General features: G+C 74.5%; 16 protein-coding genes. 12 read left to right on the top strand and 4 right to left on the bottom strand.

The features are described 5' to 3' along the window. The first annotated feature begins 2 nt into the window (after positions 1 to 2). From LOK46_RS22665 to LOK46_RS22630, 8 genes are read left to right on the top strand one after another with little or no spacing between them, the layout of a single operon-like run. A complete protein-coding gene (locus LOK46_RS22665; RefSeq protein WP_273560645.1) occupies positions 3 to 956 on the top strand; it encodes a nonribosomal peptide synthetase MxaA in 954 nt (317 codons plus the stop codon). 4 nt (positions 957 to 960) lie between these two features. Further along, positions 961 to 2,013 carry a vWA domain-containing protein gene (locus LOK46_RS22660; protein ID WP_273560644.1) on the top strand — a complete coding sequence of 351 codons (1,053 nt, stop codon included), beginning with the start codon at positions 961 to 963 and terminating at the stop codon, positions 2,011 to 2,013. Then, on the top strand, positions 2,010 to 2,642 hold the full coding sequence (locus LOK46_RS22655) for an MxaK protein (protein ID WP_273560643.1): 633 nt from the start codon (positions 2,010 to 2,012) through the stop codon (positions 2,640 to 2,642). The genes LOK46_RS22660 and LOK46_RS22655 overlap by 4 nt, the downstream gene beginning before the upstream one ends. Continuing rightward, on the top strand, positions 2,639 to 3,706 hold the full coding sequence (locus tag LOK46_RS22650) for a vWA domain-containing protein (protein WP_273560642.1): 1,068 nt from the start codon (positions 2,639 to 2,641) through the stop codon (positions 3,704 to 3,706). Before LOK46_RS22655 ends, LOK46_RS22650 begins: the two co-directional genes overlap by 4 nt. Positions 3,707 to 3,708: 2 nt before the next feature. Further along, entirely contained in the window at positions 3,709 to 4,275 is a 567-nt protein-coding gene (locus tag LOK46_RS22645) for an SRPBCC family protein (RefSeq protein ID WP_273560641.1), read from the top strand. An 8-nt stretch (positions 4,276 to 4,283) separates the two neighbouring features. Continuing rightward, the gene (locus LOK46_RS22640; protein ID WP_273560640.1) at positions 4,284 to 5,237 is read left to right on the top strand and encodes a YncE family protein; all 954 of its coding nucleotides are present in this window, start codon (positions 4,284 to 4,286) and stop codon (positions 5,235 to 5,237) included. Then, positions 5,234 to 5,755 (top strand): MxaH protein, encoded by a 522-nt coding sequence (locus LOK46_RS22635; protein WP_273560639.1) that lies wholly within the window; start codon positions 5,234 to 5,236, stop codon positions 5,753 to 5,755. Before LOK46_RS22640 ends, LOK46_RS22635 begins: the two co-directional genes overlap by 4 nt. Beyond that, positions 5,752 to 6,444, top strand: a complete 693-nt coding sequence (locus LOK46_RS22630; protein WP_273560638.1) for a response regulator transcription factor — start codon at positions 5,752 to 5,754, stop codon at positions 6,442 to 6,444. The genes LOK46_RS22635 and LOK46_RS22630 overlap by 4 nt, the downstream gene beginning before the upstream one ends. A gap of 26 nt (positions 6,445 to 6,470) precedes the next feature. Here the strand turns inward: LOK46_RS22630 and LOK46_RS22625 are convergent, their stop codons facing one another. After that, positions 6,471 to 6,905 (bottom strand): hypothetical protein, encoded by a 435-nt coding sequence (locus LOK46_RS22625; RefSeq protein ID WP_273560637.1) that lies wholly within the window; start codon positions 6,903 to 6,905, stop codon positions 6,471 to 6,473. Between the two features lie 95 nt (positions 6,906 to 7,000). On the opposite strand from LOK46_RS22625, the gene LOK46_RS22620 reads away from it, so the two are divergent. Further along, complete coding sequence (locus LOK46_RS22620; protein WP_273560636.1) at positions 7,001 to 7,297, top strand: hypothetical protein; 297 nt, start codon at positions 7,001 to 7,003, stop codon at positions 7,295 to 7,297. Positions 7,298 to 7,324: 27 nt separating this feature from the next. Here LOK46_RS22620 and LOK46_RS22615 read toward each other — a convergent pair whose 3' ends face one another. Beyond that, positions 7,325 to 7,681, bottom strand: coding sequence for a VOC family protein (locus LOK46_RS22615; RefSeq protein ID WP_273560635.1), 357 nt, complete (start codon positions 7,679 to 7,681; stop codon positions 7,325 to 7,327). A 247-nt stretch (positions 7,682 to 7,928) separates the two neighbouring features. Between LOK46_RS22615 and LOK46_RS22610 the strand changes: the two genes are divergently transcribed. Beyond that, a complete protein-coding gene (locus LOK46_RS22610; RefSeq protein WP_273560634.1) occupies positions 7,929 to 10,040 on the top strand; it encodes a putative bifunctional diguanylate cyclase/phosphodiesterase in 2,112 nt (703 codons plus the stop codon). Between the two features lie 535 nt (positions 10,041 to 10,575). Here the strand turns inward: LOK46_RS22610 and LOK46_RS22605 are convergent. Further along, positions 10,576 to 11,409, bottom strand: coding sequence for an outer membrane protein (locus tag LOK46_RS22605; protein WP_273560633.1), 834 nt, complete (start codon positions 11,407 to 11,409; stop codon positions 10,576 to 10,578). A 496-nt stretch (positions 11,410 to 11,905) separates the two neighbouring features. Here LOK46_RS22605 and LOK46_RS22600 point away from each other — a divergent pair, with 496 nt between their 5' ends. Both LOK46_RS22600 and LOK46_RS22595 read left to right on the top strand, forming a co-directional pair. Further along, entirely contained in the window at positions 11,906 to 13,426 is a 1,521-nt protein-coding gene (locus LOK46_RS22600; protein WP_273560632.1) for a glucosamine inositolphosphorylceramide transferase family protein, read from the top strand. An 84-nt stretch (positions 13,427 to 13,510) separates the two neighbouring features. Continuing rightward, on the top strand, positions 13,511 to 13,672 hold the full coding sequence (locus tag LOK46_RS22595) for a YqaE/Pmp3 family membrane protein (RefSeq protein ID WP_007567273.1): 162 nt from the start codon (positions 13,511 to 13,513) through the stop codon (positions 13,670 to 13,672). 742 nt (positions 13,673 to 14,414) lie between these two features. Here the strand turns inward: LOK46_RS22595 and LOK46_RS22590 are convergent. Beyond that, a complete protein-coding gene (locus LOK46_RS22590) occupies positions 14,415 to 15,023 on the bottom strand; it encodes a glutathione S-transferase family protein (protein WP_273560631.1) in 609 nt (202 codons plus the stop codon). Positions 15,024 to 15,064: the final 41 nt, after the last annotated feature.

Here is a 15,064-nt window from a genome sequence, read left to right as displayed (position 1 = left end):
GCATGGGCGCGCGCGGTCCCGCCCTCCTGCTGGCCGGTCTCCTCGCCGGCGTCCTGGCCGCGCCCCTCGCCCTGACGGCCGGCCCGGCCGCCGCGCAGGTGCGCTCCGTCGAGGTGCGCAGCCCGCGGCCCTTCGGGATCTTCCTGGGCGACCTAGTCGAGGCACAGGTGGAGATCCTGGCCGATCCCGACTTCCGGCTGCAGCGCGCGACCCTGCCCCGGCCCGGTCCGGTGACCTACTGGCTCGACCTGCGCGCCGTCGCGGTCGACGACGCCCCGGTGGCCGGCGCCCGGCGGGTGCGCCTGCGCCTGACCTATCAGAGCTTCTACGCCGCCCTCGACGCCCGCACCCTGGAGGTGCCGGGCTTCCCCCTGACGCTGGCGAGCGAGGCGGCGACCGGCCTCACCACCGCCGCCGTGCAGGTGCCGGGCTGGAGCCTCGGCGTCTCGCCCCTGCGCGAGGTGCAGCCGCAGCGGCGCGAGGATCCGGCCGAGTACCTGCGCCCGGACGGACGCGGCGGGCGGATCGATCCGGCACCGGACGTCGCGGCGGCGGCGGGCCTCGGCGCCCTCGCCGGCCTCGCGGTGCTGGCGCTGGCGCACGACCGCGCCTGGGGGCCGTTCCGGCAGCGGCGGGGCCGCCCCTTCGCGGCGGCGCTGCGCGGGCTCCGCCGGCAGGCGGGGGCCGAGCCCGATCAGGCCTACCGGGCGGCGCTGCTGGCCCTGCACCGGGGCCTCGACCTGACCGACGGGAGGCGGGTGCTGGCCGACGATCTCGGCGCCTTCCTCGCGCGGCACGGGGCCTTCCGCGGCCAGGGGGCGGAGCTCGCGCGCTTCTTCGAGGCCTCGCGCCTCGCCTTCTTCGGCGGCCGCCTGCCGGCCGCGCGCGCGGCCTGGCCCCGCGCCGAGGCAGAGGCGCTCCTGGCGCGGCTCGCGGCGGCGGAGCGGAGCGCGTGAGGCCGTGACCGATCTCCTCGCCCGCCTCGGCGCGACCGATCCCTGGGTCCTGTGGCTGCTGCCGCTGGCTCTGCTGCCGCTGGCCCGCACGGCCCTGCGCCGGACGTCGGTGCCGGCGGTCGCCGCCGCCCCGGCCGACCCCCTCTCGGCCTGGCTCGGCCGGGCGCTGACGCTCGCCGGCGTCCTGGCCGTCGCCGGCCTGATCGTGGCCCTGGCGGGCCCCTACCGGACGGGCGCGCGGATCGAGCGCCTCGGCATCGGCGCGCAGGTCTCGCTGCTGATCGACCGCTCGGGCAGCATGAACGAGACCTTCGCGGGCCGGCAGCCCTCCGGCGCCGAGGAGTCGAAGGCCGCGGCCTCCCGGCGCCTGCTGGCCGATTTCGTCGGCGCCCGGGCGCACGACCTGTTCGCCGTGACGGCCTTCTCCACCGCGCCGATGCTGGTCATGCCGATGACCGACCGCCACGACGCCGTGCGGGCGGCGATCGCCGCCATCGACCGGCCCGGCCTCGACTACACCAATATCGGCCGGGGCCTCGGCATGGCCCTGTCGCAGTTCGGGATCGATGTCGGCGCCTCGCGGGTGCTCCTGCTGGTCTCCGACGGCGCGGCGGTGATCGACCCGCGCATCCAGGACCAGCTGCGCGCCGCGTTCGCGCGGATCCGGCCGAACCTGTACTGGCTGTTCCTGCGCACCCAGGGATCGCCCGGCATCGCCGACCGGCCGGCCGGCGAGGACACGCCCCAGGCCGCGCCGGAACGCCATCTCGACCTGTTCTTCAAGAGCCTCGGCGTGCCCTACCGCGCCTTCGAGGCAGAGGGCGCCGAGGCGGTGGCCGCCGCCATCCGGCAGATCGAGGCCCTGGAGCGGGACCCGATTCCCTACGTCGAGGAGCGCCCGCGCCGGGACCTGACCGGGCTCGCCGCCGCGCTCGCCGCCCTGGGCCTCGCGCTGCTCGTCCTGGCCAAGCTCGCGGAGGCGGACCTCGCGGGGGCCCCGGCCGGTGCGGAGACCGCGGCGGAGGCCGCGGGCGCGGCGGCGCGGAGGGCGGCATGAGCGCCGGCGCCCTCCTCGACGGCCCGGCCCCGCGCCGCCGCGCCGCCCTTCCCCGCCCCGGCTTGGCCGCGGCGTGGCGCCGGGTCCGGCCGGCCCTGCTGATCGCGCTGCCGCTGGTCCTCGCGGCCGCCGCCCTGTGGTTCGCCGTCTCGGGCTGGAGCGCCGCGCGCGACGACGACCGGATCGCCGCCCTGGAGGCGGGCCGCGACCGGCCGGTCGACCCGGGCGCGCGGCCGGCCCTCCTGGCGGCGCGGATCGGCTTCCTCGCCGCCCGGGACCGTCTCGGCGAGACCGAGCCCCTCCTCGACGCCCTCGACCGCGCCGGCGCGGTGCGGGAGGCGGCCCGGGCGCGGTACGTCATCGGCAACGCGCGGATGCGTCAGGCCTTCGCGCTGATCGGCCGGGGCGACCTCGACAAGGCGGCGCCCCAGGTGACGCTGGCGCGGCAGGATTACCGCCGCGCCCTCCAGGCCCGGCCCGAGTTCTGGGACGCCAAGTACAACCTCGACGTCGCCTCGCGCCTCGTGCGCGACTACCCGGAATTCGACCGCAAGACCGGGGACGAGCTCCGCGCCGAGCCGAAGAAGATCTGGACCGACACCCCCGGCCAGCCGCGGGGTGGCCCGTGAGAGAGCGGCGCGTCCTTCCCCCCTTCCTTCCCGCCGTCCTGCCTCCCCTCGTCGCCCGCAACCTGCGCGACGGGCGGTTCCGCGCCCTGGCGGCCGCCCTCGCGCTGGCGCTGGCGGCCCTGGTCGCCCCGCCGATTCCGGTCACCCGCACCGGCGTGTCGGTGCTGGCGGTGGTCGACATCACCGGCAGCATGGCGGTGCGCGACTATCCCGCCGCCGCCGGGTCCGTGAGCCGGCTCGAGACCGTCAAGGCGGCGCTGCGGGCGACGCTGCCCGACCTCCCCTGCGGCTCGCGGGTGGCGCTCGGCCTGTTCACCGACCGGCGGCCGTTCCTGCTGTTCACGCCGGTCGAGGTCTGCGCCGACTTCGCGCCGCTGGACGGCGCCATCGCGGCCCTCGACCCGCGCATGGCCTGGGAGGGGGACAGCCGCGTCGCGGCCGGCCTGTTCCGGTCGATCGCCATGGCGGGGGAGATCGACGCCGACCTCCTGTTCCTCACCGACGGCCAGGAGACGCCGCCCCTGCCCGTCTCCGGCGGCCCGACCTTCGACGGCAGGCCCGGCGCGGTGCGCGGGCTGATCGTCGGCGCGGGCGGCTACGGCCTGTCGCCGATCCCGCGCTTCGACGATCGCGGGCGCCAGACGGGTTTCCTCGGCGAGGGCGACGTCCAGCAGGAGAACCGCTCCGGGCCGCCCCCGGCCGACGCGGAATCCCGCGAGGGCTACAACCCGCGCAACGCCCCCTTCGGGGCCCAGGCCGCCCACGGCACCGAGCACCTCTCGTCGGTCCGCGAGCCCTACCTGAAGCGCCTCGCCGCCGAGACCGGCCTCGGCTACGTCCATCTCGACGGCCCGGGCGGTCTCGCCGCCCCTCTGCGCGCCGCGGCGACGCCGCGCCCGCTGCCCGGCCGCCTCGACCCGCGGCCCGCCCTCCTGGCGGCGGCCCTGGCTCTGACGCTCCTGGCCCTCCTGGCGGGGCCCCTCGCCCTTGCCCTTCGCGCGCTCCGCGGGCGCGCGGCCCACCCTGCTCCAACCCCTGCTCCAACCGGAGCGATCAGGACCTGACCATGCGGATGCCCCTCGCCCTCTTTCCGGCCCTCGTCCCGGCCCTCGCCGCGGGCCTCGCCGTCGTCGGCCTCGCCGGCGCGGCGCTGGCCCACGGGCCGACGCCGCAGAAGATCGACCAGTCGATCACCATCCAGGCGCCCCCGGAGGCGGTCTGGAAGGTGGTGGGCGATTTCGGCGGCATCGGGCGCTGGCACCCCGACGTGGCCAAGGCCGAGGCCAGCGGCGGCAATGTCGAGGGCACGACCCGCCGGGTGACCCTCAAGGCCGGCGGCACCCTGGTTGAGGGGCTGGACGAGTGGCTGGCCGACGGCCGGACCTACTCGTACCGGATGTCCGACCCGGACCTGAAGGCGCTCCCGGTCTCCTCCTACTCTGCGACGCTCACCGTGACCCCGGACGGGACCGGCTCCAAGGTGTCGTGGATCGGGCGCCTCTACCGGGGCGACACCGGCAACGAGCCGCCGGAGAACCTCAGCGACGAGGCCGGGCGCGCGGCGATGAACCGCTACTTCGCGGACGGGCTCAAGGGCCTGAAGGCGGCCGTCGAGGGCCGGACGACCCATTGAGGCCCCGCATGCGCCACCTGTGGCTGATCGCGGCGCTCGCGGGCGCGGCCGCGGCCGGGACCGGCGCTGGGATCAGTGTCGCGTCCGCGGCCGGCGACCCGGTCTGGGTCGTCAGCCAGCAGGGGGCCGAGCTGGCGCGGATCGAGGCCGGGACCGTGGCCGGGCGGATCCCGCTCGGGCCGGCGCCGGTGGCGGCGGCCACCGACCGGGCCGGCCGCCTCTATCTGACCCACCCGGACGGGCGCGCCGTCACCGTCGTCGCGCCCGGCGAGCCGCCCCGCCGCCTGCCCGTCCCCGGCCAGGCCTTCGGCCTCGCGGCGAGCCCGGACGGGGCGCACCTGTTCGTCGGCGACTGGTCGGGCGACCGCGTCCTGAAGATCTCCGCGGCGACCGGCGCCGTCGAGGGCGCGGCGGCGGTGGGCCGCGACCCGGCCCACCTCGTCCTCGACCGGCGCGGGCGGCTGTACGTCGCCGACCGCGAGAGCCGTCAGGTCAGCGTGATCGACACCGGGACGATGGCCCGCGTGGCCGTCGTCCCGACCGGCGAGGCGCCCTTCGCCCTGGCGCTCGCTCCGGACGAGGCGAGCCTCTACGTCGCCAACGTGCGCAGCGGCGATCTCACGGTGATCGACACGGCGACGCTGCGGGCCCGCGCCACGGTTCCGGCCGGCCGGATGCCCTACGGCGTCGCGGTCACCGGCGACGGCAGCCGCATCCTGGTCACCAACCAGCACGCCGCCGCCGTGACGGTGATCGACGCGGCCCGGCTCGAGATCGTCGCTAACGTGGCGGTGGGGCCCTATCCCGAGGGCATCGCGGTGGCCGGTCCGCTGGCCTACGTGGCGAACTGGTTCTCGGACGACGTCTCGGTGATCGATCTCGCCACGTGGCGCGAGACGGCGCGCATCAAGGTGGCGGAGGGCCCGCGCACGGTCTTGGCCGTCGGGGAGCCCGCGCGATGAGCCGCGCCGGCCGCATCCGGATCGCGTCCGGCCTGGTCCTGCTGGCCCTCGGCGCCTGCGACCGCGGGTCGGACGAGCGCGCGGACGAGGCCGGCGCGGTGGTCGCCACCACCGCCGAGGGCACCCTGCCGGCCTGGCTCGCGCCGACCGACGGGACCGACCCGGCCCGCTGGCTCGCGGGCCGCGAGGCCGGGCAGGCCCTGCCGGCCGACGATCCCCGCGTGCGCGCGATGGCGACGGCGCTGGCCGGGGCCCGCGACGGCTTCATCGAGGACCCGCGCATGATCGCCAACCGCACCGTCCAGCTCGGCCAGATGCTGGCCGAGGCCGGCACCGGCGAGGGGTACGGCGCGATCCTCGACGGTCTCGGCGGCATCGCGGCGGGGCGCGGCCGCCGCAAGAGCCTCTACGGTGAGATGTGCCAGCACTACTACAACGCCCGGATGCAGGGGGCCGACCATGCGGCCGCGCTGGCGCGCCTCGCCGCCCCGCACCCCGTCCGCGAGGGCGCGCCGTGAGCGCCGCCCGGGCCTCGGCCGACCGCCCGGCGGGGCGGGACGGGCCGCGCGGTCTCGACGCGGTGCTGATCGTCGACGACCACCCGGTCGTGCGGCGCGGCTTCCGCCACCTCGCGGAGGATGCCGGCGTCCGGGCGGTCCACGAGGCCGCGGACGTGGTGTCGGGCTACCGCACCTTCCACCGCCACCGGCCCGGGCTGGTGGTGACGGACCTCGGCTTCCGCGACCAGGGCCTGTCGGGCCTGTCGCTGATCCGCCGGGTGCGGGCCCTGGAGCCGGCGACCCGGATCCTCGCCTTCAGCATGCACGACGACCCGGTGATCGTCGCCCGCGCCATCGAGGGCGGGGCGCACGGCTTCGTCCTGAAGGACACGGCGGTGACGCGCTTCCACGAGGCGCTGGCGACCGTCTCGGCCGGCCGCAGCTACCTGCCGCACGAGGTCGCGACCAAGATCGCCATGCTGAATGCCGGGCTCTTGGAATCGCCCCTCGCGCGCCTGACCGCGCGGGAGGTTCAGGTGCTGTCGCTGCTGGGGGCGGGCAAGTCGAACGAGGCGATCGCCGACAGCCTGTCGATGAGCCAACGGAGCGTGTCGGCCGTCGTCTCGGGCATGAAGCAGAAGCTCGGCGCCGGCAGCCTCGCCGACCTCCTGCGCATCGCCCTGTCGCGGGACGGGCGCTCGGTGTGAGGATGGCCGCCGTCAGCGGGCCGGGGCTACCGCGGCACGATCAGGCCGGGAACGATCGATCCCTGCGGCCCGAACGTCGCCTCCGCCTTCCGGCAATTGGCCGCGACGTCCTTCTGGTAGGCCGCGATGTAGCGGGTCGCGGTCAGGTGCAGGTCGCCGGTCTCCAGGCTCGCGGCATCGACGCCCAGGGCCTCGACGGTCTGCTTGAGGCGCGCGGGATCGCTCCGCAGGCCGGGGCATTCGAGGTTCACGAAGCCGGCGAGCCCCGCGAGCTTCGCCGCCTGATTGCGCCGCGGGTCGGCGGCCGCCGGGTCCTGCGCCTGCGCCGGGGGCTGTGCCTCGGGCTGTGCCTGGGGTTGTGCCTGGGGCTGCGCTGCGGTCTGCGCCTGAGCATGTGGCTGGGCCATCAGAAGACCCAGGAGGCCGGCCGAGATCGGGCCGGAAAGACGGACCGCGCGCATCGCTTCTCCCATCCTGTCGCAAGAGCAGCGCGTCCGTCGACCGTCACCGCTGCGCAAAGTCACGCAGTTCTATGCCGCTGGATCGGAGATTTACAATGCAGACCAAGCTTATAATCGTCTTAGTGACTCTGGCCTGCGCGACCCTGCCGGCGAAGGCCGCCCGCCTGACCGTGGACGACAAGGCCTCGCTGTGGCCGCGGGCGAGCGCGACCGACAAGATCGATTTCTCGACCCGGATGGGCCGGGCCTTCCGCACGCTGTCGCCCAAGCTGGACGCGGCGTACTTCATGCGCTGTCTGGAGGAGACCGCCAATATCGGCGACACCAAGGACCTGCGCCTCGAGGAGATGGTGCGGACCTGCATCTCCCTCGTCCGGGACGAGGCCGAGTGAGCGGCCGGCCGGGCCCCACGCGCGGCCTCACGCCAGATGGGCGACGATGTTGACCAGCCGGTCGAACGGGTCGCGGACGTAGAACCGCTCCACGCCCCAGGGCTCCCGGGCCGGGCCGTACAGCACGGGCAGGCCGGCCCGCCTCACGCGGGCGAGGACGTCCGCCAGGTCGTCGACCTCGACCGAGATGTCGGGAACCGGCGTGCCCGAGCCGCCCGCGCTGGCCACGCTGATCTGCGGCGTCGCCGATATGCCGGGGGCCGCGAAGGTCAGGATCCAGCCGTGATCCATGACCACCTCCAGGCCGAGCACGTCCGCGTAGAAGGACCGCGCCGCCTCGACCTCCGTCGCCCGGATGTTGGTGACGATCCGCCTCACGGCCATGGCCCGGTCCCCGCTGCGCGCCGCCTATCAGAGGGTTTCGCGGGCGGCCCGGCAAGGGCCGGAACGGCGCGTCGGGAGCCCGCGTCCCGGCCGCGTCCCGGTCCGCCGACCGGTAGTGCACGCAGCGATTGAACACAGCTCCTGCGGAAAGAATCCGGAAAGCTCCCCGATGATAACGTCCGAGCCGGTGGGAGCTCGCACCGTCCAGCAGAATGTTCGCCCAGGCGGACGATTGGGATCCCCGGGTATGAACAGTGGGACGGTCGCGCTGCGGGAGAAGGCGAAGCTCCTCGACACCGTTCTCGACACGATGGATCAGGGGCTGATGATGATCGACGCCGACGGCGTCGTTCAGGTCTGTAATGCCCGCGCCCTGGCGCTGCTCGACCTTCCGCCGGCCCTGATGCGGTCCCGCCCGACCTTCGAGGCCGTCCGGCAATACCAGATCGCGCAGGGGGAGTTCGGGACGGCGAGCGAGGCCCTGCAGCGCTGGGTCGCCGAGAGCGGCCTGGAGTGCCGCGCCCACACCTACGAGCGCGAGCGCCCCGACGGCACCGTGCTGGAGATCCGCACCGTGCCGCTGCCCGACGGCGGGGCGGTGCGGACCTTCACCGACATCACCGCGCGCAAGCGGGCCGAGGAGACGCTGCAGGTCAGCGAGACGCGCCTCGCCCTGGCGCAGGACGCGGGCAGCGACGGGCTCTGGGACTGCGATCTCACGACCGGGGAGGCGTGGTCCTCCGACCGCTGGTGGGGAGTGCTGGGCTACGAGCCCGGCGAACTGGCGAGCCACGCGCAGACGTGGCGGGCCCTGCTCCACCCGGAGGATGCGGGCGCGGCCGAGCGGGCCCTGATCGAGCACCTGAGCGGGCGGGCGCCGACCTACACGTCCGAGCATCGCATGCGCCGCAAGGACGGCTCCTGGGCCTGGATGATGACGCGCGGCAAGGTGGTGGCGCGCGCCGCCGACGGCCGCGCGCTGCGCTTCATCGGCACCCAGATCGACATCACCGCGCGCAAGGCGGCCGAGGGGCAGGTCGCCCACATGGCCCGCCACGACGGCCTCACCGACCTGCCCAACCGCGCCCTGTTCTACGAGCGGCTGGAGATCCGGCTCGCCGACATGCACCTGAACGGCGGCGCCTGCGCGGTGCTGTGCCTCGACCTCGACCGCTTCAAGACCGTCAACGACAGCCTCGGCCACGCGGCCGGGGACTTCCTGCTCCGAGCGGTGGCCCATCGCATCCGCGCGGTGCTGCGGGCCGACGACATGGTGGCGCGCCTCAGCGGCGACGAGTTCGCCGTGCTGGTGGCCGATGCGGACGACCCCGCCCACGCCGAGACCCTGGCGGCGCGCCTGATCGCGGCCGTCCAGGCACCGATCCCCTTCGGCAAGCGGCGGCTGAAGGTGGGCCTGAGCGTCGGGATCGCCCGGGCGCCCGGCCACGGCTTCGACAGCGAGACCCTGTTCCGCCGCGCCGATCTCGCCCTCTACCGGGCCAAGACCGAAGGCCGGAACACCCACCGGGTGTTCGAGCCCGCGATGGACGAGGCCGAGGCCGCCCGGCGCGACCTGGAGCGCGACCTGCGCCAGGCGATCGAGGGCGACGAGCTCATCCTGCATTATCAACCGCAGGTGAGCACCGGCACCGGCCGGCTGCTCGGGTTCGAGGCGCTCGTGCGCTGGGAGCATCCGACCCGCGGCCTCGTGCCGCCGAATGCCTTCATTCCCCTGGCGGAGGAGAGCGGGCTGATCCTGCCGCTCGGCGAGTGGGTGCTCCGGGCGGCCTGCCGGGAGGCGGCCCGCTGGGCGCACCCGCTGAAGGTCGCGGTGAACCTGTCGCCGCGCCAGTTCCAGCAGGCGGATCTGCCCGAGCGCGTCCTGGCCATCCTCACCGAGACGGGCCTGGCGCCGACGCGGCTCGAGCTCGAGATCACCGAGACCCTGATCATCAACGACATGGCGCGGGCGCTCGGCATCCTGCGCCGGCTGAAGGCCTTCGGCGTGTCCATCGCGATGGACGATTTCGGCACCGGCTACTCGTCGCTCGCGACGCTGCAGGCCTTCCCCTTCGACAAGATCAAGATCGACCGGTCCTTCGTGGGCCATGTCGAGGTCAGCCCACAGGCGGCGGTGATCGTGCGGGCGGTTCTGGGGCTCGGCCGCAGCCTCGGGATGAGCGTCGTCGCGGAGGGCGTCGAGACGGACGCGCAGATGCGCTTCCTGGCCGCGGAGGCGTGCGACGAGGCCCAGGGCTACCTGATCAGCAAGCCGCAGCCGATCGAGCGGTTCGCCGAGCAGATCGACGCGCCCGAAATCTTCGTGCCGCCCGGCCGCCCCGACTCGGCCGTCGCCTGAGGCGCGGCGCTCCGGCGGCGCGACGACAGCCCGGACGATCGTCGCGGTCGCGGTGCGGGCCGCCCGACGGGCCCGCGCCGCGCGCCGGTGCGCGGCGTGCCGCCGGCCTCTGTGGCACGGCCGCGACACCCGCCGACGACGGCCTGTGGATGACGCGACCTGCCCCCGATCCGTCAAGGTTCGGATGCCAGCGTGACCGCGCACCTCCGATCCGGCTCCCTCAGCTCCGCCATCCCATGTTCGCCCAGCCCCACGCCCTCATCCTCCGCCATCGCGAGCGCGTCGCCGTGCTCATCTCCTCCGCGCTGTTCCTGGCGGGCGCCCTGCCGCTCTTCTGGGCGATCGGCTGAGTCCCGGGCCAGGTCCGGCAGGATCGTCCGGCGGCCGCGGGCCGTCGAGCTTCCGCACCGCCGCCGCGCTCGCGAGGACGGGAGGGTGGCCGGGCCGGATTCCGGCAGCCCGAACGGCGCGGGGCCGCCTCCTCTCGGAAGCGGCCCCGCGCCGTTCGGTCAGGTGCGACGGTCGCGATGCGGTCTCAGTAGGAGCCGAACTTGTAGTTCAGGCCGGCGCGGACGACGGCGAACTCGTCGGAGCGGCGACCGACGCCGCTGTAGACGACCGGGAAGTTGTTGGCGGCGTTGATGACGAACGCGCCCTGGTTGCGGGTGCCGCGGTCGAGGTTGACGTACAGGCCTTCGACCTTGAGCGTCACCGCCGAGGAGCGGAAGAAGTTCAGGAACGAGTCGGTCGGCAGGGCGTACTCGATGCCGCCGCCGGCGGCCCAGCCGGTGCGGAAGCTGTCGTTGCCGGCGAAGCCGCCGAAGGAGCGGTCGGCGCTGCCCGAGCCGTAGGCGAAGCCGCCGGTGCCGTACACGAGGGTGCGGTCGAAGGCGTAGCCGAGGCGGCCGCGGACGGTGCCGAAGAAGTCGAGGCTGGAGAGGCCGCGCGGGTCGGTGAGGTAGTAGCCGGGGGCGACGGCGCCGGAGACGAAGGCGTTGTTCCGGTTACGGCCGAAGTCGAGGTACTGGGCGTCGGCCTCGACACCGATCACGAGGCCGGAGCCGGGGGTGATCTGCCAGTTGTAGCCGATCTGGCCACCGCCGGAGAAGCCGTCCTGGCTGCGGTTGCGGAAGGAGGCGACGGTGCCGGGGGCAGCGTACGGGAAGGGGACGGCGAAGGTGTTGCCGGTGTTGCGGTCGCTGGCGTCGAAGGCGTAGCCGGCGTTGATACCGAAGTAGGCGCCGGTCCAGGTGAACACCGGGACGGGGGTGAACACCGGCGGCGGGGCGGCGCGGCGCGGCAGGTCGGCGGCCGAGGCGGCGGCGGTGAGGGCCGTGAAGGCGGCCAGCGAGGCCAGGAGCTTGGTCATGTCGGTTCCCCGAATGTGTGATCTGGCGGTGTGGCTACCGATCATCGGGGAAAATGGCTGTAGTTTTACGGTCACACTGCCTGTCGAAGGCCCGAGATGCCGGAGTAAAGCGTCCTTCAAGACGCGGGGGAGCGGAGAAATACAGCGCGCATTACGCGGGTGAGCGCGACAACAACGCGGCGACGTTTTGGTTGCATCGTTATGTGCGGTCGGCGCCCGCTGTGACGGGCGCGCCACAACCCGGCGCCGCGAGGCCCCCCGGAGGATCCCGCGGCCATCCCGGTCGGTCCCGCCGTCGATCTGCGCGAGCCAGCAAGGTTCCGGCAATCTCCGGCCGCCCCGAGACCGGATCTCCGCGCCCGAAACCGGGCCACGCCTCCGGTTGCCCGCAATCTCCGAGTCGCGATCCGGAGTTATGACTCCCGTTACCACCGGGGAAATAGATGGACTCGACAGTCGTCGTCTTGACCGACCGCTCGATGGGAACCGGGGCGCCATGCATGTGAGAGTTCGCCTCGACGGCGCGAACCCGCGGCGCTGGCACCTCGTGCTGCTGGACCGGTTGTCCGGCGTGCCCGGCATCGCGGCGGTGAGCGTCGACGCCGCGCCCGGTCCGGACGGTTGGCCGGCGCAGGCCGACCTGCTGTTCCGGCTGGAGGCCCTGATCTTCCGTCTGGCGCCGAACGGGTCGCGGCCCGTGCCGCCGGCGGATCTCGCGGCCTGGACTCGGCCCGCGACCCCGGACCTCGTGCTCGACCTGTGCGGCGACGCGGTCGCCGCCTGCCCGGTCTGGCGCGTGGCCTACGACGGCGGCCTCGGCGAGACCGGCCTGCTCGCGAGCCTGCTCGCCGGCCGCGTCCCGCAGCTCGAGCTTGTCGAAGGCGGCACCGTCGTCGCCGCGGGCCGCCTCGGCTCGGATTACCGGGGCTCCATCGCGCTCTCGTTCGAGGACGCCCTGACGCGCACGGCGACGGTGGCGGCCGCCGCGCTGCGGGACCGGTTGGCCGGCCGCGCCGGCGCGGCGACGCCCGCCGCGGCTGCGGCCGTTCCCGTCCGCCCCGCGCGGATCCTGGCGTCGCGCCCGGCGCGGCTCGTCGCCCGGAGCCTCGTCGGCCACCTGTACAGGCTGTGCTACCACGCCCCGCACTGGCGCACCGGGTGGCGGACCCTCCGCGGGCCGGACCTCGTCGCGCTGGGCCGCCATCCCGCGGAGGGCTGGCAGGTCCTGCCCGACGACGGGCGGCGCTTCTACGCCGACCCGTTCCCCCTCGCCGTCGACGGGACGACCCACGTCTTCGTGGAGGAGTTTCCGCATGCGACCGGCAAGGCGATCATCTCGGCGGTCCGCTTCGGACCGGACGGGCCCGAGGGGCCGCCCGTCCCGGTTCTGGAGGAGCCGTACCACCTCTCCTACCCGTTCGTGTTCGCGCGCGCGGGGTCCGTCTGGATGGTGCCGGAGAGTTCCGCGGCCGGCACGGTCGATCTCTACCGGGCGACGCGCTATCCGGGCGGCTGGGTGAAGGAGGCGACGCTCCTCTCCGGCGTGGTCGCGAGCGACGCGACGCTCCTCGAGCACGGCGGCCGATGGTGGATGTTCGCCACCGTTCGCGACGCGCCCGTCGGCGCCCCGCCCGGATCGGGCTGCCACCACGACGCGCTGCATCTCTGGTCCGCGCCCGACTTCCGCGGGCCGTACGCGCCGCATCCGGCCAATCCCGTCCTGGTCGACCCGTCGTTCGCGCGGCCCGCGGGCCGGATCGTCGCGCGCGACGGCGTCCTGATCCGGCCGGTCCAGGATTGCGCCCACGGCTACGGCCGCGCCCTGTCGCTGGCGCGCATCGACCGGCTCGACCCGGAGGGGTTCGCCCAGACCATCCTCAACCGGATCGAACCCGGCCCGGCCTGGCCCGGCAGCTGTCTCCACACGCTCAACGCGGGCGGCGGGATCGAGTGCATCGACGGGTCCGGTCGGGCCTCGCGTCTCAGGGCTTATCTGAACGCGCGGTCCGACGCCTAGGCCGGGCCGCGGCGGAAGCTCGGCCGTCCGGAACCAGCCGCCGCGATCCGGGTTCGCTCACGAACGCGGAGACCCGTCGCCCCCATGATCATGATCCTCATCTGCTTTCTCGCGCCGTGGCTCGCCATGTTCCTGCGCGGAAAGGTGTTTCAGGGCATCCTCTGCATCATCCTCCACCTGACGATCATCGGATGGATCCCGGCGACGATCTGGGCGCTCGTCGTCACCCGCAAGGAAGCGGCCTGACCGAGGGGGCCTGATTGAGGCGGAGCGGCCGGGATCGGCGGCTCCGCCGCGCGGTCCGATCCCCGCATACGGGAACGGCGGGGCTCTCGCCCCGCCGCTCACGCCATCCGTTCGGGCAGTCCGTCGCCCGGGCGGCCCCGAGGGCCACCGCGGCTCAGAAGCCCATCAGCACCCCGGCCGAGCCGGTCACCGTCATCGCGAGGCCGCCCAGGAAGGCGCCGATCATCGCGTAGGAGAAGCCCTTCAGGACCATGTCGTGCACTCCTTTCATCAAGCGGCGGGTCCTCAGCCGGACCCGGTCGGTTCGTCTGCAACGAAGATGCCGGATCGGCCGGCTGCGTGCGGTGCGAAGAGTCACGCTGCACCGCGGAACCGTTCGGCGCGCGTTCAGGCGGCGACGGTGGGCGAGGCGGCCGCCGGGCCCGTCTCGCTCAGGCGAAATGCGCCGGCAGGCTGAGGGCCTGCGCGTAGGTCACGAGGGCGATGGCGCCGGCGATCAGGGTCGCGGCCAGGGTGATGCGGTTCGTCCAGGTCATCGTCGTCTCCATCAGGTTCGCGACTGTGTTCGCGGTGTGGTCCTGATGTAAGCCCAAGCTTTCAGGTTCGGCGTGTCCGGGAACACCTGCGGTGGCCGGAGCCGCTCGGCAGCGTCGCGGCGCGAGCGCCGCCAAGGCCTCGCGCTCGCGGCCTCGTCCGGGCCGCCCCCGACCGCGCGGCTCTCGGGAGCGGCTCTCGGTCCGCGCTAGGCGGATTGCGGCCCCGACGCGCCGTCCTTCGCCGCGGCGCGCAGGGCGGCCGGGCGCGCCCGGCAGCGTTCCAGATAGGCGTCGAGGGCCGCGCTCGCCGGGAAGGCCGCGCGGCCGAAGCCCAGCGCGCTGCCGATCAGGATGTCGGCGCCGGAAAACCGCTCGCCCATCACGTAGGGGCCGCGCGCCAGGGCGTCTTCCAGGCGGCGGACCACCGCCTCGTGGTTCCGGCGCTTCTGCGGCGACCCCGCGAGTTCGCCGGTCAGGCCGGCGAACAGCGCCGGCTCGAACTCGGCGACGTACCATGCCAGCCACGTCAGGTACGCGCCGCGCTCGGGGGCGCCGACCGCCGGGGCCAGACCGGCTTCGGGGAACGTCTCCGACAGGTAGAGCACGATGGCCTGGGACTCGGCGATCAGCGCGCCCGCGTGCTGGACGGCCGGGACGCGCTTGTCGGGATGCGGGTTGGCGTCGTCCGGCACGCCCTCGCCGGTCATCGGCCGGAAGATCGAGACCGGCGCGATGGTGTAGGGAACGCCCAGCTCCTCCAGCAGCCAGACGATGCGCGAGGAGCGCGATTGCGGGGCGTGGTACAGGGTGATCATGGCGCGGTTCCTGTCGACACGGCGCGCGGGATGGCCGTGTC

The sequence above is a fragment of the Methylobacterium sp. NMS14P genome, assembly GCF_028583545.1.
In the GTDB taxonomy this organism is placed as follows: Bacteria; Pseudomonadota; Alphaproteobacteria; order Rhizobiales; family Beijerinckiaceae; genus Methylobacterium.
Note: the sequence above shows the minus strand (reverse complement) of the source record. Positions and strands in the feature narration are given on the sequence as shown.

Bases quoted from the DNA above. Each gene is read 5' to 3' on its own strand.
- LOK46_RS22665 (WP_273560645.1), top strand. From the start codon at position 3: ATGGGCGCGCGCGGTCCCGCCCTCCTGCTGGCCGGTCTCCTCGCCGGC.
- LOK46_RS22655 (WP_273560643.1), top strand. From the start codon at position 2,010: ATGAGCGCCGGCGCCCTCCTCGACGGCCCGGCCCCGCGCCGCCGCGCC.
- LOK46_RS22645 (WP_273560641.1), top strand. From the start codon at position 3,709: ATGCGGATGCCCCTCGCCCTCTTTCCGGCCCTCGTCCCGGCCCTCGCC.
- LOK46_RS22640 (WP_273560640.1), top strand. From the start codon at position 4,284: ATGCGCCACCTGTGGCTGATCGCGGCGCTCGCGGGCGCGGCCGCGGCC.
- LOK46_RS22635 (WP_273560639.1), top strand. From the start codon at position 5,234: ATGAGCCGCGCCGGCCGCATCCGGATCGCGTCCGGCCTGGTCCTGCTG.
- LOK46_RS22625 (WP_273560637.1), bottom strand. From the start codon at position 6,905: ATGCGCGCGGTCCGTCTTTCCGGCCCGATCTCGGCCGGCCTCCTGGGT.
- LOK46_RS22620 (WP_273560636.1), top strand. From the start codon at position 7,001: ATGCAGACCAAGCTTATAATCGTCTTAGTGACTCTGGCCTGCGCGACC.
- LOK46_RS22615 (WP_273560635.1), bottom strand. From the start codon at position 7,681: ATGGCCGTGAGGCGGATCGTCACCAACATCCGGGCGACGGAGGTCGAG.
- LOK46_RS22610 (WP_273560634.1), top strand. From the start codon at position 7,929: ATGAACAGTGGGACGGTCGCGCTGCGGGAGAAGGCGAAGCTCCTCGAC.
- LOK46_RS22605 (WP_273560633.1), bottom strand. From the start codon at position 11,409: ATGACCAAGCTCCTGGCCTCGCTGGCCGCCTTCACGGCCCTCACCGCC.
- LOK46_RS22600 (WP_273560632.1), top strand. From the start codon at position 11,906: ATGCATGTGAGAGTTCGCCTCGACGGCGCGAACCCGCGGCGCTGGCAC.
- LOK46_RS22595 (WP_007567273.1), top strand. From the start codon at position 13,511: ATGATCATGATCCTCATCTGCTTTCTCGCGCCGTGGCTCGCCATGTTC.
- LOK46_RS22590 (WP_273560631.1), bottom strand. From the start codon at position 15,023: ATGATCACCCTGTACCACGCCCCGCAATCGCGCTCCTCGCGCATCGTC.